The organism is Auritidibacter sp. NML120636 (assembly GCF_003185945.1).
GTDB classification, from domain to species: domain Bacteria; phylum Actinomycetota; class Actinomycetes; order Actinomycetales; family Micrococcaceae; genus Auritidibacter; species Auritidibacter ignavus.
This window is the reverse complement of sequence record NZ_QHLO01000002.1, coordinates 174,209-191,692: the sequence shown is the minus strand read 5'-3', so window position 1 is coordinate 191,692 and position 17,484 is coordinate 174,209. Positions and strand designations below refer to the sequence as shown.

Sequence of the window (17,484 nt, the reverse complement as noted above, 5' to 3'; positions counted from 1 at the left end):
CTAGGCTGAAAGGGTGTTCACCAACTCCCCGACCCGCATTCGCTTCCGCGACCAGCTCTGTCCGCCCACCCCGGTGCGTGATACCGCGACCTTCACCGGGTTACCGATGCGCTTTCCCGAACGCCGTCTTCTGTGGCTGGCCGACCCGGTCTCCGGGGAGCCCACCCCCACGGTTCTCTACCACTACCGTCCGGCAACAGGCACCACCCAAACCAGTACTGCTCACCGTCCCGATCCGGTGGTGATGGTCCACGGGTTCCGTGGCGACCACCACGGGCTCCAGTTGGTAGCCGACGCCTTAGCCGACCACGAGATATATATCCCGGACCTACCCGGTTTCGGGGCATCCCCCGCCCTTCCCACCGCTCCGCACCGGTCGGAGGACTTCGCTGCGCTCATTAATCAGCTACCCGAGGCGTTGGGCCTGAGCACCTCCCCGTGGCTGGTGGGGCACTCTTTTGGTTCGATTGTGGCCAGCTACGCGGCCGCAACCGCCACGTCTCGTTCATCAAGTTGGCGCAGGCTGGCATTGCTGAATCCCATTGCCCGCCCAGCTTTAGCAACCGATGGCTCCTGGTTTGAGCGCGTCGGGACCGCAGTCACGGCTGGCTTCTATCGGGCCTGTGCGAGCCTGCCCTCCGGGTTGGGCCGGTGGGCGCTATCAGCCAGTCCGATGGTGTGGGCCACCGGTGCTGTGATGTCAGAGACCGACGACCGTCGTATCCTGGCCTACACCCACGACCAACACCAGCAGTACTTCTCGGAGTTCGACACTCCCCACAGCCTGTTACAGGCCTATCAGGCCTCCATCTCCACCACCGTCGCCGAGGCGGCTCCGGACATCACGGTCCCGGTGTTGCTGATTGCCGGTGGGAAAGACCCGCTGGCCTCGGTGGATGACCAGCGGGTGTTGGCCACACGGTTTGGTCCCTCGTCTCACGTGCGGTTGGAGGTCATTGCCGAGACCGGGCATTTGATGCACTACGAACAGGCCCCGGCCATCGGCAGGTTGCTGACCGACTGGATGAGTGAGGTGGCTTAGAGCTCGCGCACTCCCCCAATGCGAACTTTCACGCTGGTGGCCGAGCGTTCGGCAGACAGCACCGCCTTTTGAGCCCGCAAAGCGGCCTGGACGGTGCTGGCCACCCGGTGCGGGTAGAACAGCAGAGCCCGCCACCGGGGTTCCTCGGTAGCTTCCACCGTGGCCTCCACCGGGGTGGGCCCAATCCACGGGGACTGTTCGGCACGATAAGGCAACTGCACGCCGGCAATAAATTTGTGCACCTCTGCACTGGTGCCGGTCACCTCGGCCACCTGAGTGATCGGCGGAAACCCCAGCTCGGCCCGGTCGGCCAGGGTGCGGGAGGCGAAACTGACCGGGTTCATCCGCACCAGGGCTCCTACGATCTCTTGGTGGGTTGCGGTGACGACCACCAGTCCCCCATCGGATGCCGAACGCACCAGCGTGGCGGCTTGCATCCAGTGGCTCATCACCGTCTCTGGAACCATCAGTCCCTCTCGTTGTAGCTGCGCGTCCCCGTCCAGCAAGAGCGCGGTGGCGTATCCGCCGGGGGCCACCGGCTCCGAGCCGGGGGTGGCCACCACCAGGGCGGGCTCGTCGGTGATGCTGGCGACCATGTGGTCGGCCGAGGAGGAAATCACCGGCACCTGCGGGAAGGCCCGGCCCAGCTCGTCAGCGGTGCGGTCCACGCCCCGAGCGCCGGCCCGCAGTCGGGAGTTGCCGCAGTTGATGCATCGGTAGTCGCGGTGCCGGGCTCCGCACCATCGGCAGGCCAGTTCGCCACTGGCGGCCGCCATCCGGTCGGTGAAGCTCAGCGGACCGGTACAGTTCGGACACCGGGCCGGGGCATGACACCGGGTACAAAACACCCCGGGGATAAATCCGGCCCGATGCACCTGGACTAACACCGGACCACCTACGCCCTGGGTGCGGGTACCGTCTAGTCCCTCGCGGGCGGCTTGCCAGGCCAGACCGGGTAGTCGTGCATGGGGCCCCATGTGGTCGCGTCTGGCATGAAAACTGTCGGCGGTGGAGACTACCCGCGGGGCTAATCGATGGCGGGTGTGGCGCTCCGGGCTGATGTCTCGGGCCTGGCCGGTCTCAACCAGGTATTGGGTCGCGGTACTGCGGGAGGGCGAGACCAGCAACAGCCGTGCCGGTGCAGTCGTCTCGGCCGTGGCACCGGTACGACGCCGGGCGACGTGGGCGACCTGGTGGTAGGGTGCTCGGGGTTCGGTGAGCTGATCGTCGGCGTCCTGATACACCGCCACCAGCCCCAGCTGATGCACCGGGGCCCAGATGGCCGACCGGGTGCCAATCACCACGTGCCGGTGGCCGGCCAGAATCTGCAGGAATGACCGGTAGCGCTGGGTGGGCCCTTGTCGGGAGTCCAACCGGGCATAGTGATGCTGCCCCACCCGGTCGGCGACACGTCGCTCGAGCCGATCGAGGTCTTTGAGGTCCGGCACCACCAGGATGCTGCTCTGCTGCCGTGCCAGGGTCCGGGCGGCGGCATCGGCGAGCAACGCCATCGAGTCCCAGGCGCCGAAGCTGGAGGGAAGACTCAGCGCAAAGCTCGTCGCAGTGTCTTCGGGGCTGGGTTCTGCAAAGAGCCCTTCCCAGCCGGGAAACACCGTCCAGTCCACGGTCGGCGATTCCTGGTCAGTCTGCTCGGGGTGTTCGGGCCAGACCGGTTCCCGCACAGTGCCGTGGTCCTGGGCCCATTGGCGTTCGAGTTTTGCCACTCGCGGTGGGATGGCAGCCCGGAGAACATCAGCAACCGTGCCGGCGTAGTCGGCGGCCACGGTGGTGGCCAACCGGTAGATATCCTCGGTCAGCACGGGCAGGGCCGAGACCACGGTGCGAATCGGAGTCAGGGTAGCCCGGGTGGAGATGGTGTCGGTGCGCTCGACCAGCCAGCCGGCCATGGTCTGGTGACCGAACCGGACTTTGACTTTCACCCCCGGTTGCGCCGGGGCATCCAGTTCGGGCGGAATCAGGTAGTCGAATAGCCGGTCTAAATGCGGGACCGGGGATTCCAGCAAGACCTTTGCCACGGGCCGGTCGGGCCAGCCGGTGGGATGTGGTGGCAGGGATGGCTCTGGGACAGGTAGGTCAAAGAGCGCATCGGTGGGTGGCACGTCACCAGCCTACAGCCGCGCGCAATGCCTCCACCTGATCGAGGCGTTCCCAGGTGAAGTCGGGATCTTCCCGCCCGAAGTGGCCGTTGGTGGCGGTCTTGGCGTAGATCGGACGCAACAATTTCAGGCTGGAGATAATGGCGGCCGGACGCAGGTCGAAGACCTGATTCACCGCGGCAATGATCTGCTCGTGGGAGATCTTTTCGGTCCCAAAGGTGTCCACGTACAGACCAACGGGGCGGGCCTTGCCTAGTGCGTATGCCACCTGGAATTCGGCCCGGTCAGCCAACCCGGCGGCCACCACATTCTTGGCCACCCAGCGCATCGCATAGGCCGCCGAGCGGTCCACCTTAGAGGGATCCTTACCGGAGAAGGCGCCACCACCGTGGCGGGCCATCCCACCGTAGGTGTCGACAATGATTTTGCGACCGGTCAATCCGGCGTCCCCGACTGGACCACCAATCACGAAGGGTCCACCGGGATTGATAATGTAATCAGCGTTCGAGTAGTCCAGATCGGAACTGGCCAGTACCGGATTGATGACGTGCTTGATCACATCAGCACGGACCGTCTCTTGGGACACGTCCGAGGTGTGTTGGGTGGAGACCACCACGGTTTCCACGGTCACCGGTCGGTGGTTCTGGTCATAGCCGACGGTGACCTGGGTTTTGCCATCCGGTAGCAAGTAGGACATCGGGGTGGATTCCAGGTTCCGCACCGTGGTCAGTCGTTCCGAGAGTCGGTGGGCTAAATAGGCCGGGGCCGGCATGTAGACCGGGGTCTCGTTGGTGGCGTAGCCGAACATGATGCCCTGGTCGCCTGCTCCTTGCAGATCAATCTGGTCGACTGAGCCGTCGCGGGCCTCCAGGGAGCGGGACACGCCCGAGTGGATATCCGAGGACTGCTGTCCGATGGAGATATTGACACCACAGGTTGCGCCGTCGAACCCATTGGCCGAGGAATCATAGCCGATGCCCAGAATCGTATTGCGCACAATTTCGGGGATCTCCACGTAAGCGGAGGTGCGCACCTCCCCAGCAACCTGCACCAGCCCGGTCGTGGTCAGCGTTTCCACCGCGACCTTAGCGTTGGGGTCCTGGGCCAATAAGGAGTCCAGGATGGCATCCGAAATCTGGTCACAGATCTTGTCGGGGTGTCCGCTGGTCACCGATTCTGAGGTGAACAGACGCAACTCGCCCGAGCCCACGCCCTCGTAATGGGCGTAGCCGGAACCGGTGGTGTTCTGAGAAGAATGCTGAGCTGTCACGGTTCGCCATTCTACCGCTCAGCGCTGAGCACCTGCAGTCCAGAAGTCACGAGCTGTTATCTTGCTCGCAACCCGGCCAGCGCCCAGAGTCGCTTCCGGAACCTCTTAGTGTGCGTTGATGTTCTCCACGACCACGGCCAGACCTTGACCGACTCCAATGCACAGGCACGCCACACCCCAGCGGTCTCCGGATTCGTGCAGTCGTCGAGCCAGGGTCCCTAGCACGCGAGCCCCGGAGGCACCCAACGGGTGACCCAGCGCGATGGCTCCACCCCAGGTATTGACAATCCCCTGGTCCACACCCCAGGCGTCCAAACAGACCAGGGTTTGGGCGGCAAAGGCCTCGTTGAGCTCCACCGCTGCGATGTCGTCCCAGGTAATTCCCGCCCGAGCAATAGCACGGTTGGTGGCTTCCACGGGCGCATACCCGAAGAACTGGGGCTCATTAGCGGAGGCTGCGCGTCCGGCAATGCGCACGAGGGGTTCCAGCCCCAGAATCTCGGAGGCCTTGCCGGATCCAATCCACACCGTGGCTGCTCCGTCGTTCATGGGCGAGGCGTTACCAGCGGTCACGGTGCCGTGGTCTTTCCGGAACACCGTGCGTAGCCCGGCCAGAGTTTCCGGGGTACATTCTGGGCGGATGGTTTCGTCCCGGTGTAGCTCGGTGCCGACAACCGGGGAGACCAGGTTGTCGTAGGTGCCGTTGTCCCAGGCGGTGGCCGCCAGCTGGTGGGAACGGGCCGCGTAGTCATCCATCCGTTCGCGAGTGATCCCGAATTTCTCACGCAACTGCTCGGTGGCCTCCCCTAGCGAGACCGTCCATTCAGCCGGCATGTTGTCGTTAATCAGTCGCCAACCCAGCGCGGTATTGGATAGCTGCAGGTTATACATCGGGAACGGGCGATCGGTTTTCGGCAACACCCAGGGCGCTCGCGACATGGACTCCACCCCACCGGTGAGGATCAGATCGGCATCACCGACCTCGACCTGGCGGGAGGCGACCATCGCTGCATCCAGGCTGGAACCGCACAGGCGGTTGACCGTGGTACCGGGAATGGATACTGGGAGCCCAGCCAGGAGCGTGGCCATGCGCGCAACATTGCGGTTGTCTTCTCCAGCCCCGTTGGCATTGCCAAAGATCACTTCGTCGATCTGGTCGGCTTCAGAGAGTTCATTGGGCAAATTCGGCGCCCGTTTGACGAGCTCGCCGATCACGTGAGCGGCTAGGTCATCCGGACGCACGGCCGCCAGTCCCCCGCCGATTTTGCCGAAGGGGGTGCGCACTGCGTCGTAGACGTACGCGGGTTGTAGAGCGGTCATGGCGGTCCGTTCTCCTTTATGAGAGTGCCCTAGATCACTTCTGGGTGATTATTCTAGTGTGGTCGCCACTAACCGACCGGTACATTGTCGCTGACATGCTTGCAGACACACCACAGGCCTGATCTTCTGTCCGCTGGCTAATCATCCTGGCAAAAGATCAGGCCCTGGTGGTCATGATCTGGTCGGCGTGACGGTTCACAGACCGACTGAGTCAGCTCCATAGGCCGCCTGGGAATCAGAGAATCCCTCGAACTTCAGCTGGTCGATGAGTCCAGACCGGGAGAAACCGGACATGGATACATAGCTCTCTGCTTTTTGGGCAGCTTGCTCATTCCAGTCAACCGTCATTTGCCCCACGGCGGCAGTAGCATCCGCAGTGGAGAACCCTTCGAATTCCAGTTGCTCAATCAGACCAGACTCCGAGAACGCCATGGTGCTCAGATAGCTTTCGGCTGATCTGCCCGCCTGTGCACCCCAATCGACCGTCAGGCTGTCAACCGCAGCGGTGGCTTCTTTCTCGGTGAATCCTTCGAAGATGAGCTGATCAATGAGTCCAGATCGGGAGAATCCCGAGTACGAAAGATACGATTCTGCTGCTCTGACCGCGTTCGCCTCCGCCTCGCTCACTGGGTTTTCTTCTTCAGTCGGGCTCACGTTAGCAGTAGGTGCCTCAGACGCGGCCTCGAGTGGCACGTCGGATGCCTCCTGGCCTTCAGACTCCAAGGCAATATCGGCCTCGAGATCAGTGTCGAGGGCTGGTTCGGTGTCCGTTGGCGTCGGTGTTTTGACCTCCGGCGTCGTGTCCTCGGTGGTTGTGGCAGCCATGGGTTCTGCCTCGGGTTGCTCCGTTCCAGCTGCGAGGCCTCCGATCAGAACGCAGAGCCCCAGTCCACCAGCGATCAACCACGTTCGTTTGAGCTTGTACCAGGGACGTTTGGGCTGAGACTGCTGGGGAGGAGTCTGGTCCGGAAGGGGGTTGCGGAAATGAGCAGGTGGTTGGGTGGGTGGATAATACTGCGCCATGATGGGTTGTCCTGTCTGTGAGCGCTCACCGCAGGTCGAAACCGAGAGGCCACGACACGAGGTGTGAATGATCAACGGGTGATCAGCGCGAGCAACTGTGGCAGTCGCTGGCCCGATCTTCTCAAAGGCTAAGAGCCACCACAGACATGATAAGACTCTGGCGTTTCATCAGGGTCGGGATCAGGCCCATGACCGCCGGGCTGACAGCTGCTCAGCCACGGCAGAGATGATCTTTGTAGCCACCTGGTCTTTGGTTCCCACTGCGGCGACGGGCTCACGGTGGTCGGCGTACAGGATGGTGACTTCGGTGTCGTCTTGGCCGAAGACTTTGCCAACACCAACCTGGTTGACCACGAGCATCTCACAGCCTTTACGCTCGAGTTTTTGTTGCCCGTAGGTCAGCACGTCGCCGTGTTCGTCCCCGGTTTCGGCGGCGAAGCCCACGATCAGGCCCGGCAGGTTCTCCCCGTCATCGCGGGCTTGTACCGTGGTGGCCAGCACGTCTTCGGTTAGTTCGAGTTCAATGACCGGCACGGGCTGTTCGGCGGTCTTTTTGATCTTGGACTCTCCTACCGTGCGGGGCCGGAAGTCCGCCACAGCCGCGGCCATGATCAACACGTCGGCGCCACGTCCGTGGGTCAGGACCGCATCAAGCAACTGACGGGTGGATTCAATCTCGACGACCTCGATGCGCGGGTGCTGAGGAGCCGGAATGTCCATGGCGGCCACGATGAGCGTGACCTGAGCGCCCGCGCGGGCGGCTTGCACGGCCAGGGCCACGCCTTGTTTACCCGAAGACCGGTTACCTAAGTAACGCACGGGGTCCAGTGGTTCCCGGGTGCCGCCGGCCGAGATCACCAGGTGTTTGCCTTCCAGCGCCCCGGCTGATGGAGATACCAGGTTTTGGGCGTGGTCCCAAATAGCAGTTGGTTCGGGAAAGCGGCCTTGACCGGTATCCGTTCCGGTGAGTCGTCCGGAGTCTGGGTTGAGCACTTCGATTCCGCGCTCGCGCAGGGTAGCCACATTGGCCTGGGTGGCGGGGTTGAACCACATTTCGGTGTGCATCGCCGGGGCGACCAGGATGGGGCCGGTTGCGGTGAGCATGATGTTGCCCAGCAAGTCCGGTGCCAGACCAGCGGCGGTGCGTGCCAGAAAATCTGCGGTCGCCGGAGCGATGATGACCAGGTCGGCGTGACGGCCTTGACGTACGTGGTTGACCTCGTCGACGGCTTCAAAGGTGTCAGTGTGCACCCGGTTGCCGCTCAGGGCTTCCCAGGTGGCTTCACCGACGAAGTTCAGTGCCGAGCGGGTAGGGACCACGTGGACCTCATGTCCCGATTCGGTCATCAACCGCAACAACAACGCGGCCTTATAGGCGGCGATGCCTCCACAGACACCTAGGACGATGCGCACCGAATGGTCTCCCTTACACGCTCACACCGGATCGACGATGAGAGGTTCCCTACTTGTTGTCTTCGTTGTCCTCGGACTCGCTGTGGATGACCTCGTCCTCATCAGCTGGCAGGGCGAAGGGATCTTCGTCATCGGAGATCTCGAAGGCGCTGAAGTCATCGAGCTCTTCTTCTTCAGCCGGCTGCTGTACCTCGGAGGCGTGCTTGTATTCCAGCTGGTCGTCGTTGATCTCGCGTAGTGCAATCGACAGCGGCTTCTCGTTGAGCTTGGTATCTACCAGCGGTCCGACGTATTCGAAAAGACCTTCGTGGAGTTGCGAGTAGTACGCGTTGATCTGACGGGCACGCTGAGCGGCAAAGAGCACCAGCGCGTATTTGGAGTCCACCTTCTCCAGCAGGGAATCCAATGCCGGATTAGTAATGCCTTCGTACTGTTCAGTCACAAATTCTCCAGTCACCTCTCCGCAGCATGCGGAGACCATTCAGTGTCGTTTAGCTTGTTGGGTCTTGTCCTACCCTGGTCACGGGCGTGTCACCACATGCTCGGGGCTTTTGTTTCCCCGGGTCGAGGCCCATCAGGGTCACAAGTTCTGCCGCAGCCTGTTCGATGGTGTCATTGACCACGACCGCATCAAATTCTGGTTCGGCAGCAAGCTCTAGTTTAGCTGTTTCGAGCCGTCTTTGCTGTTCTTCGGGTGACTCGGTCCCTCGACCGGTCAGGCGGTGAACCAGCTCATCCCAGCTCGGCGGGGCAAGAAACACGAATTGTGCTTCAGGCATAGTCTGTCGTATTTGTCGGGCACCTTGCAAATCGATCTCCAGGAGCACGTGCTGACCGGATCGGAGTGCTTCGTCCACGGTATCTTTGCGGGTTCCGTACATGTTCTTGCCGTGGACCACCGCCCATTCGAGCATCGTGCCGGCCTCGATGAGGTCCTGGAACTCGTTGGTGGTGACAAAGAAGTAGTGTTTGCCATGCACTTCTCCGGGTCGTGGTGCCCGGGTGGTGGCCGATACCGACAACCACACGTTGGCGTAGTGATCCCCAATGTATGTTGACACCGTGCCCTTACCGACCGCTGTGGGGCCAGCCAGCACCGTGACCTGCGGGTGGTCGGGTTGGCCTGGACGCGGTTGAAAAGCACGGGGACCCGGCATCGGCGGGGCCACAGGCTGTTCGTCAGCGGGCTGATCGGCGCGTTCGGACTCCACAGTGTCACCTCGTCGGATCTGGATACATCGGTCATCTCAGGACTCGGCCAGGACTGGTCACGTCCCGCGGGGCCTGATCCCACCTTATCCAGCTTAGCGATCCGCACGTGGCCACGATCACCGCGGGGAAAGGTTTACTCTACGGCAAGACGCGCGTTGTGCCAGGCAATCAGTTTTTCCCGCTGGCGACGACCAAGACCACGCAATCGGCGCTTGGGTGAAATCACACAGGCTTCCATCACCGTGGTAGCGCGCACTTCTCCAACACTGCGCAACGCCGTGAGCAGGTCGATGCACCGCATCCGACCAATGGCGTCATCGAGATCGGCGATGGAGAACACATCTTCCAACGTGATCGCTCCATTGGCGAATGCAGCTTTCAGCTCTGCTCGGGCGGTGCGAGCTTCCAGCGCTTTTTCTCGGGCGGCCTGTCGTTCAGCAGGACTAAGTTGTTCCAAGACCATTTCTCTCACTCTCTCTGTGGTTTTATCGGCAGTGCAATCCTTCGGCGGGGGCAAATGTTCCCGCTGTCCAGAAACTCGCCACAGAGCAGAGTGAAACCCTAGGCGATGTGCACCCTAGCTAAAGAACACAGCGTGTTCTCAATTGCCTCCTGGATGCCCGATCGCTGGGGACCGGCCCGGAGAATCCCTCGAGAGGAATTCACGAGCACCTGGGGCCAGGCTCGACCGAAACCCGTGACCACATCGTCCACCCCGGCTCCCTGTGCGCCGAAACCCGGTGCGAGCAACGGTGCCTGGGTATCCGACAGGTCAATCCCCAGCTCTCGAGTCCGAGAGGCCACTGTGGCGCCAATAACGAGTCCAACGGATCCCATGACCGGCGCCCCAGTATGTCGTATCTCACTTTTGTTGTCACGACTTACCCTATCAATAATTGTCCGGGCGACAGAGTTTTCGGGCCCTCCCCGGTGCTGAACTTGTGCTCCCTCGGGATTGGAGGTCAGCCCCAAGACGAACACGCCACGGTGATGGCGCCGGGCCAGTTCAATAGCGGGTCGGAGTGACTCGTAGCCGAGATACGGGCTGAGGGTGAGTGCATCGGCTGCCAAGGCGGAGCCGTCGGCGAGCCATCCGTTAGCGTAACCGGCCATGGTGGAACCGATATCTCCGCGTTTGGCATCAGCGATGGTGAGGATCCCCGCTTCGCGGGCTTCGGCCAACACCGTTTCCAGCACCGCGAAGCCGGCTGAACCGTAGCGTTCGTAGAAGGCTACCTGGGGTTTCAGCACGGCCACCCCACCTGCTTGGTGTGGGTCATTGGTGTAGTCGTGGGCGACCTCGATCACCGTTCGACTGAAATGCTCTACTCCGTTGACATCGACCGGTAGCCCCCAATCCTGCATCAGTTCTGGGTGCGGGTCGATGCCAAGACACAGCTGACCGCGCTCGGCCATCGTGGCGGCCAGCCGTTGTCCGAACGGCTGGCGGGCTGCCGGAGGGGTGGTGTGGGTGGTCTGGGACGGGTCTGTCATGGTGATGCTCAGTTCTCGTTGATCGCCCGGTGCAGGTTCTCATCGTGGACCTGCAGGCTGGTGACATCCCAGACGAATTCGCGCTGGGCATCGATCGCCTGCAGGGCCGCCCCGAAGGATTCCAGGGTGGTAATGATCGGGATGCCACGACTGGTGGCAGCCGCCCGGATCTCGTAGCCATCACCGCGAGCATTGCCCCCCGAGGGAGTGTTAAGCACCAAATCTACGCGTCCGTCTTCGATCTGGTCCAAGATGGTTTCGGCCCGGGCATCTCCAGTATCTGTATCACCAGACTGATCGGTGATCTTGGCGACCACCTCGGTGGTGATGCCGTTGCGGGCCAGCACATCGGCGGTGCCTCCGGTGGAGACCAGGGTAAAGCCCATGTCCACCAGCGACTTGGCATACGGGACGACACCGCGCTTATCGCGGTTGGCCACCGAGATGAAGACCCGACCCTGAGTGGGCAATGGGCCTCCGGCTGCGGTTTGGGCCTTGGCGTAGGAGGTGTCGAAGTATCGGTCGATCCCCATCACTTCACCGGTGGAACGCATTTCCGGGCCCAACAATGCATCCACCACGCGCCCTTCGGGAGTACGGAACCGGGTAAAGGGCAACACGGCTTCCTTGACCGCCACCGCAGCGTTGATCGGCATCGAGGCGCCGTCGTAGGCGGTGGGGAGATCACCATGAGCTTTCAGCTCAGCGATGGTCTTGCCCACCCCGATCAATGCCGCGGCTTTGGCCAGTTGCACGCCGGTGGCTTTGGACACAAACGGCACGGTCCGTGAGGCCCGGGGGTTGGCCTCAATCACATACAGCACATCGGCTGCCAGGGCGAACTGGATATTGATCAGCCCACGGACGCCCACACCCTCGGCGATGGCTTCGGTGGCATCTTTGACCCGCTCCAGCACGTCACGGGCCAGGGTGCGCGGTGGGAGCACACAGGCGGAGTCACCGGAGTGAATACCGGCCTCTTCGATGTGTTCCATGATCCCGCCCAGATACATCTCGGTGCCGTCGTAGAGCGCGTCGACGTCAATTTCGATGGCGTCGTCAAGGAATTTATCGACCAACATCGGGTGCTCGGGGGTGATCTCGGTGGCGTTGTCGATGTAGCTGGACAGCGAGGCCTCGTCGTAGACGATTTCCATCCCGCGTCCACCCAGTACGTAGGAGGGCCGGACCAGTACCGGGTAACCGATCTCATCGGCGACCTTCTTGGCGTCGGTGAAGCTCACCGCGGTGCCGTTCTTCGGCGAGATCAGGCCGGCCTCATCCAGCACCTGAGAGAACGCGCCACGGTCTTCGGCCAGGTTGATCGCATACGGGCTGGTGCCCAAAATGGTCACCCCAGCATCGGCGAGTTCTTGGGCGAGCTTGAGCGGGGTTTGACCGCCCAGCTGCACGAACACACCGGCGACTCCCCCGGAGGCTTCTTCGGCGTGAATAATCTCCAACACGTCCTCCAGGGTCAGCGGCTCAAAGTAGAGCCGGTCGGAGATGTCGTAGTCGGTCGAGACGGTTTCCGGGTTGCAGTTGACCATGACCGTGTCGTACCCGGAGGCTTCTAGCGCCATGGTGGCGTGCACACACGAGTAGTCGAATTCCACACCCTGACCGATCCGGTTCGGGCCTGACCCCAGAATAATCACCGAGGCACGCTCGTGGTCGGCGACTTCGGTTTCGGCGTCATAGCTGGAGTAGTGATACGGCGTGTAGGCCTCGAATTCACCGGCACAGGTGTCGACGGTCTTATACACCGGACGAATACCGAGTGCGTGGCGGACACCGCGCACCACGGCCGGGTCCAGGTGGCGTAGCTGGCCGATCTGGGCATCCGAGAAGCCGTGGCGTTTTGCCCGGCTCAACACGGACTCGTTCAGTTCCGGTGCCTGACGGACCTCGCCGGCCACCTCGTTGAGCAACACCAGCTGGTCGAGGAACCACGGGTCAATCCCGGTGGCCTCATATAGTTGCTCGACGGTGGCCCCACCCAGCAGGGCGCGCTGGACCTGGCCTAGGCGGTCAACGGTGGGAGTCTTGGCGGCCTCGATCAGCTCCGCAACTTCGTGCGCGTCGGGCACGGTGAAGTCCAGTTCTGCCCCGGACTGTTCCAGAGACCGCAGGGCCTTCTGCAGGGCTTCGGCGAAGTTGCGTCCCAGCGACATCACCTCGCCGACGGCCTTCATCGTGGTGGTCAGGGTTGGGTCGGCGGCCGGGAATTTCTCGAAGGCAAACCGCGGGACCTTCACGACAACGTAGTCCAGCATCGGCTCAAAAGCTGCCGGGGTCTTCTGGGTGATGTCGTTGGGGATCTCGTCCAGGGTGTAGCCCAGCGAGAGCTTGGTGGCGATCTTAGCGATCGGGTACCCGGTGGCCTTAGAGGCTAGCGCTGAGGAACGGGAGACGCGCGGGTTCATCTCGATGACCACGATCCGGCCGTTGGTGGGGTTGACGGCAAACTGGATGTTACAGCCACCGGTATCGACTCCGACCTCGCGGATGATGGCGATCGAGATATCGCGCATCTTTTGGAATTCGCGGTCGGTGAGGGTCAGCGCGGGGGCGACGGTGATGGAGTCACCGGTGTGTACGCCGACCGGGTCGAAGTTCTCAATCGAGCAGACCGCGACCACGTTATCGGCCGAGTCACGCATCATCTCGAATTCGAATTCTTTCCAGCCCAGGATGGATTCTTCCAGTAGCACCTCGTTGGTGGGTGAGTACTGCAAGCCGGCACCGGCAATGCGGTGCAGGTCTTCTTCGTTATAGGCCAGCCCGGAGCCCAGTCCGCCCATGGTGAATGAGGGGCGCACCACCATGGGATACCCCAGGTGCTCGGCGGCTGCCAGGGCTTCGTCCATGGAGTGCACAATCTGCGAGCGGGCGGACTCGGCACCGCAACGTTCCACCACGCCTTTGAATTCTTCACGGTTTTCGCCCAGCTCGATGGCGTCAATATTGGCCCCGATCAGTTCCACGTTATATTCGGCCAGCACCCCGTTTTGATCCAGCGCGATGGCGGTGTTCAGCGCGGTCTGTCCGCCCAAGGTGGGTAGCACCGCGTCGGGGCGTTCGGCGGCAATGATTTTGGCGACCACTTCGGGGGTGATGGGTTCCACGTAGGTGGCATCAGCCAATTGCGGGTCAGTCATGATGGTCGCTGGGTTGGAGTTGACCAGGATGACCCGGATTCCTTCGTCTTTCAGCACCCGGATGGCCTGGGTTCCGGAGTAGTCGAATTCTGCGGCCTGGCCGATCACGATCGGACCGGAACCGATGACGAGAACTGAGTGCAGATCAGTGCGTTTGGGCATGAGAGTTCTTTCTCCTTGGCGCTTAGCGGGTGGCGCGGTAGGCATCCATCAGTTCGGTGAAGTGGTCGAACAGCGGGTGCGAGTCGTGGGGTCCGGCGGCGGCTTCGGGGTGGAATTGGACCGAGAAGGCCGGCAGATCACAGGCAGTGAGTCCTTCCACGACCTGGTCGTTCAGGGAGTAGTAGGAGACTTTAACCGCCCCGTAGGCGGCTTCTGGTGCGCGCTGAGCCTGGCCGCGGGGTGCGTCAACGGCGAACCCGTGGTTTTGGGTGGTGATCAGGGTTTTGCCGGTGGCTTCTTCCAGCACCGGCTGGTTGGGCCCACGGTGACCGAACGGCAACTTATAGGTGTCAAAGCCCAGCGCGCGACCGAAAAGCTGGTGGCCGAAGCAGATACCGAAGAACGGAATCCGCTTCGTGAGTAGCTTACGCAGGGTGGCGACCTGCTCGTCAGCGGTGGCCGGGTCGCCAGGTCCGTTGGAGTAGAACACGCCGTCGGGGTCCAGCTCGACAATGGTCTGCAGGCTCGTGTTGGCCGGAAGCACCTCGAGGCGGATTCCGCGCATGGCCAGCTGGCGCAGTGTGGCGGCTTTGACGCCCAGATCCAGCACGGCGACCCGGTAGGTTTCCTCGATGTTGTCGTAGCCGTAGTCGGCCGGTCCCACCGAGTAGGCTTTCTCAGTGGTGACCCCGTCGATCAGGCTCAGGCCCTTCATCGACGGTTGGTCTGTGACCTGGCTGATGAGCTGTTCCAGTGGTGCGTGGGCGGACTCGCCGGAGAAGATGCCGGCGTTCATCACTCCGACAGTGCGCAACCGGCGCACCAGCGCTCGGGTATCGACGCCTTGGATGCCCACAATGTCGTTGGCCACCAGGTCATCTTCCAGTGACCGGGTGGCCCGCCAGGAGGATACCACGCGGGAGGGCTCACGAACCACCAGGCCGGCGCACCAGTAGCGTTCGGATTCGAAGTCTTCGTCGTTGGCCCCGGTATTGCCGATGTGCGGGGAGGAATGGACCACAATCTGACGGGTGCACGAGGGGTCGGTGAGCACCTCTTGGTACCCGGTCATGCCGGTGGTGAAGATGGCTTCTCCCAGGGTGGTCCCGACGGCTCCGTAGGACCGTCCGGTGAAGGTGGTGCCGTCTGCTAAGACGAGCACTGCTGGTGCGGTATCTGTAAGGCTCACGGTTGGGTTTCTCGCTTCCTGCTACACATTTCTCGACGCGAACGACTCGACACAAACGACGCGACGGTGGTGGGCTTTACTCTGGTTGGCGCTGCTGGCTGGTCTGGTGCATCGTCTCCAGGAGCGTGTGTTGGTCTGCACTGTTGCGGGTTCGGAACCCGGTGGTCACCGGGATCTGCCCCAGATTCCATCCGATGGTGATCAGTCCGTCTTTTTCCACGAACTTGCCGACCATCCCGGAACTGGTACTGATCTGGGTGATATCTCGGAACGGAATCACAAAGTTTGGGGAGCCTTCCAGCAACAGCACCACGCCCAGAGGGTGGACCTCGCACTGGGCGCGGGTCCGGATCCCCAGACCATGCACGGCCACCCGATCCAGCCAGTCTTCACCACGCACGGTGCTGACATATATGCCCTGGGCTTGAGCTAGTGGCTCGGTGGCTAACAGTCGGTCGGGCACCGGTAGTGGGGCCGGGATATTGACTTGCCGGCGTCGCCGCGCGCGCCACCCGAACCACAGTCCCAGCACCACCAGTCCGATCAGGCCCAGAGTCAACAGAATGATCACCAGGTAGGCCCCGGTATCTGATTCGGCCTCGGCATTGGTGGCCATGACGGTGACAAAAGGTGACACGCTGTGGTTCTTTCTCCTCGTAGCGGGTGGGCAGTATCAGTGGCTTGGCGAGATCACTAGTCGACTGGGTGCGCCGGGGTTTGCCGGCGGCCGGCCTGAACGTGCGGGTTCGGGGTCGCCAACTGGCCCTCGGCCACCACCTGGTGGCCCCGGTAAAACACGTGGCGCACACTGCCAGGTAGCTCCATGCCGCGGTAGGGCGTGTTGCTGGATTTGGATACGTGTTCGGTCGGGTCCACGGTAAAGGTGGTGTCAGGGTCGTAGAGGACCAGGTTGGCCACCACCCCGGTGCGTAGCTCGCCCTCGGGGCTGATGTGGCCTTGGTCGCAGTCCCCGGCGATGCGGGCCGGGGCGGCTGAAAACGCGTGGGCGATCCGATTCCAGTCACAGGTTCCGGTGTCAATCATGGCGTGTTGGACCACCGAGAGGGCCGTTTCGAGCCCGGTCATGCCCATCGCGGCCACCGGCCATTCGCATTCTTTGGCTTCGGCGGTGTGCGGGGCGTGGTCGGTGCCAATGGTGTCGATGGTGCCATCGGCGAGTCCGGCCCGTAGCGCCAGCACATCGGACTCCCGGCGTAGCGGCGGGTTGACTTTGAACACCGGATTATAGGTGGCCACCAAGTCTTCGGTGAGCAGCAGGTGGTGCGGGGTGACCTCGGCGGTGATGTCGATCCCTTGGGCTTTGGCCCAACGGATGATTTCCACCGACCCGGCGGTCGAGACGTGGCAGATGTGTAGCCGGGAGCCCAAGTGATGGGCCAACAACGCGTCGCGGGCGATGATGGATTCTTCCGCCACAGCCGGCCATCCGGCCAGTCCCAGGGTGCTGGACAGGCTCGATTCGTTCATCTGCGCACCCTCGGTCAGCCGGGGTTCTTGGGCGTGCTGGGCGATGAACCCGTTGAAGGATTTCACGTATTCTAAGGCCCGGCGCATCACCAGCGGATCCCACACGCAGTGCCCGTCATCGGAGAACATACTCACCTGGGCTTGGGAGGCATGCATAGCAGACAGCTCAGCCAATTGTTCGCCAGCCAACCCCACGGTGACGGCACCGACCGGGTGTACATCGCACCAACCAGCGGCGCGACCCAGGGCCCAGACCTGTTCGACCACCCCGGCGGTATCGGCCACCGGGGTGGAGTTAGCCATCGCATGGACCGCGGTAAACCCACCCTTGGCGGCCGCCCGGGTGCCGGTCTCGACGGTTTCAGCATCTTCTTTACCGGGCTCGCGTAAGTGGGTGTGCAGATCCACCAACCCCGGGAGCACGACCATCCCGGTGGCGTCACAGGTGGTGGTTTCCTCCGGGGCGGGCTGAGAATCGTGGGCGCAGGTCACGTCCTGACCGGTGGCGACCAGGATGCCGTCGCGGATCAGCAGGTCGGAGACCTGCCCGTTGGGCATGGTGGCCTGGCGAATCAGGGTGGTCGATGACATGG

14 protein-coding genes are annotated in these 17,484 nt (G+C 62.5%); 1 reads left to right on the top strand and 13 read right to left on the bottom strand.

The window, feature by feature from the left end; translation table 11 throughout:
• Window positions 1-13: 13 nt before the first annotated feature.
• Entirely contained in the window at window positions 14-1,042 is a 1,029-nt protein-coding gene (locus DCC25_RS02670; protein ID WP_110100519.1) for an alpha/beta fold hydrolase, read from the top strand.
• On the opposite strand, the gene DCC25_RS02665 is transcribed toward DCC25_RS02670, so the two are convergent.
• The 13 genes from DCC25_RS02665 to DCC25_RS02605 all read right to left on the bottom strand — a co-directional run bounded on the left by DCC25_RS02665 (window position 1,039) and on the right by DCC25_RS02605 (window position 17,482).
• Window positions 1,039-3,162 (bottom strand): primosomal protein N', encoded by a 2,124-nt coding sequence (locus DCC25_RS02665; protein WP_233487863.1) that lies wholly within the window; start codon window positions 3,160-3,162, stop codon window positions 1,039-1,041. The two genes, DCC25_RS02670 and DCC25_RS02665, sit on opposite strands and share 4 nt — an antisense overlap.
• 1 nt (window position 3,163) lies before the next feature.
• A complete protein-coding gene (gene metK / locus DCC25_RS02660; protein ID WP_110098517.1) occupies window positions 3,164-4,369 on the bottom strand; it encodes a methionine adenosyltransferase in 1,206 nt (401 codons plus the stop codon).
• A gap of 165 nt (window positions 4,370-4,534) precedes the next feature.
• Window positions 4,535-5,749, bottom strand: a complete 1,215-nt coding sequence (locus DCC25_RS02655) for a thiolase family protein (RefSeq protein ID WP_110100518.1) — start codon at window positions 5,747-5,749, stop codon at window positions 4,535-4,537.
• Between the two features lie 195 nt (window positions 5,750-5,944).
• Window positions 5,945-6,772 (bottom strand): Ltp family lipoprotein, encoded by an 828-nt coding sequence (locus DCC25_RS02650; protein ID WP_110100517.1) that lies wholly within the window; start codon window positions 6,770-6,772, stop codon window positions 5,945-5,947.
• Between the two features lie 180 nt (window positions 6,773-6,952).
• The gene (gene coaBC, locus DCC25_RS02645) at window positions 6,953-8,185 is read right to left on the bottom strand and encodes a bifunctional phosphopantothenoylcysteine decarboxylase/phosphopantothenate--cysteine ligase CoaBC (RefSeq protein ID WP_110100516.1); all 1,233 of its coding nucleotides are present in this window, start codon (window positions 8,183-8,185) and stop codon (window positions 6,953-6,955) included.
• 49 nt (window positions 8,186-8,234) lie between these two features.
• Complete coding sequence (gene rpoZ / locus DCC25_RS02640) at window positions 8,235-8,627, bottom strand: DNA-directed RNA polymerase subunit omega (RefSeq protein ID WP_110100515.1); 393 nt, start codon at window positions 8,625-8,627, stop codon at window positions 8,235-8,237.
• 49 nt (window positions 8,628-8,676) lie between these two features.
• Complete coding sequence (gmk, locus tag DCC25_RS02635; protein WP_110100596.1) at window positions 8,677-9,342, bottom strand: guanylate kinase; 666 nt, start codon at window positions 9,340-9,342, stop codon at window positions 8,677-8,679.
• A 188-nt stretch (window positions 9,343-9,530) separates the two neighbouring features.
• Complete coding sequence (gene mihF / locus DCC25_RS02630; RefSeq protein WP_110100514.1) at window positions 9,531-9,860, bottom strand: integration host factor, actinobacterial type; 330 nt, start codon at window positions 9,858-9,860, stop codon at window positions 9,531-9,533.
• Between the two features lie 98 nt (window positions 9,861-9,958).
• On the bottom strand, window positions 9,959-10,891 hold the full coding sequence (gene pyrF / locus DCC25_RS02625) for an orotidine-5'-phosphate decarboxylase (RefSeq protein ID WP_110100513.1): 933 nt from the start codon (window positions 10,889-10,891) through the stop codon (window positions 9,959-9,961).
• 8 nt (window positions 10,892-10,899) lie between these two features.
• Window positions 10,900-14,214, bottom strand: coding sequence for a carbamoyl-phosphate synthase large subunit (carB, locus tag DCC25_RS02620; protein WP_110100512.1), 3,315 nt, complete (start codon window positions 14,212-14,214; stop codon window positions 10,900-10,902).
• Between the two features lie 22 nt (window positions 14,215-14,236).
• Window positions 14,237-15,403 (bottom strand): glutamine-hydrolyzing carbamoyl-phosphate synthase small subunit, encoded by a 1,167-nt coding sequence (carA, locus tag DCC25_RS02615; protein ID WP_110100511.1) that lies wholly within the window; start codon window positions 15,401-15,403, stop codon window positions 14,237-14,239.
• Between the two features lie 76 nt (window positions 15,404-15,479).
• A complete protein-coding gene (locus tag DCC25_RS02610) occupies window positions 15,480-16,040 on the bottom strand; it encodes a hypothetical protein (protein ID WP_233487861.1) in 561 nt (186 codons plus the stop codon).
• 56 nt (window positions 16,041-16,096) lie between these two features.
• On the bottom strand, window positions 16,097-17,482 hold the full coding sequence (locus DCC25_RS02605) for a dihydroorotase (protein ID WP_110100510.1): 1,386 nt from the start codon (window positions 17,480-17,482) through the stop codon (window positions 16,097-16,099).
• Between the last annotated feature and the right edge of the window lie 2 nt (window positions 17,483-17,484).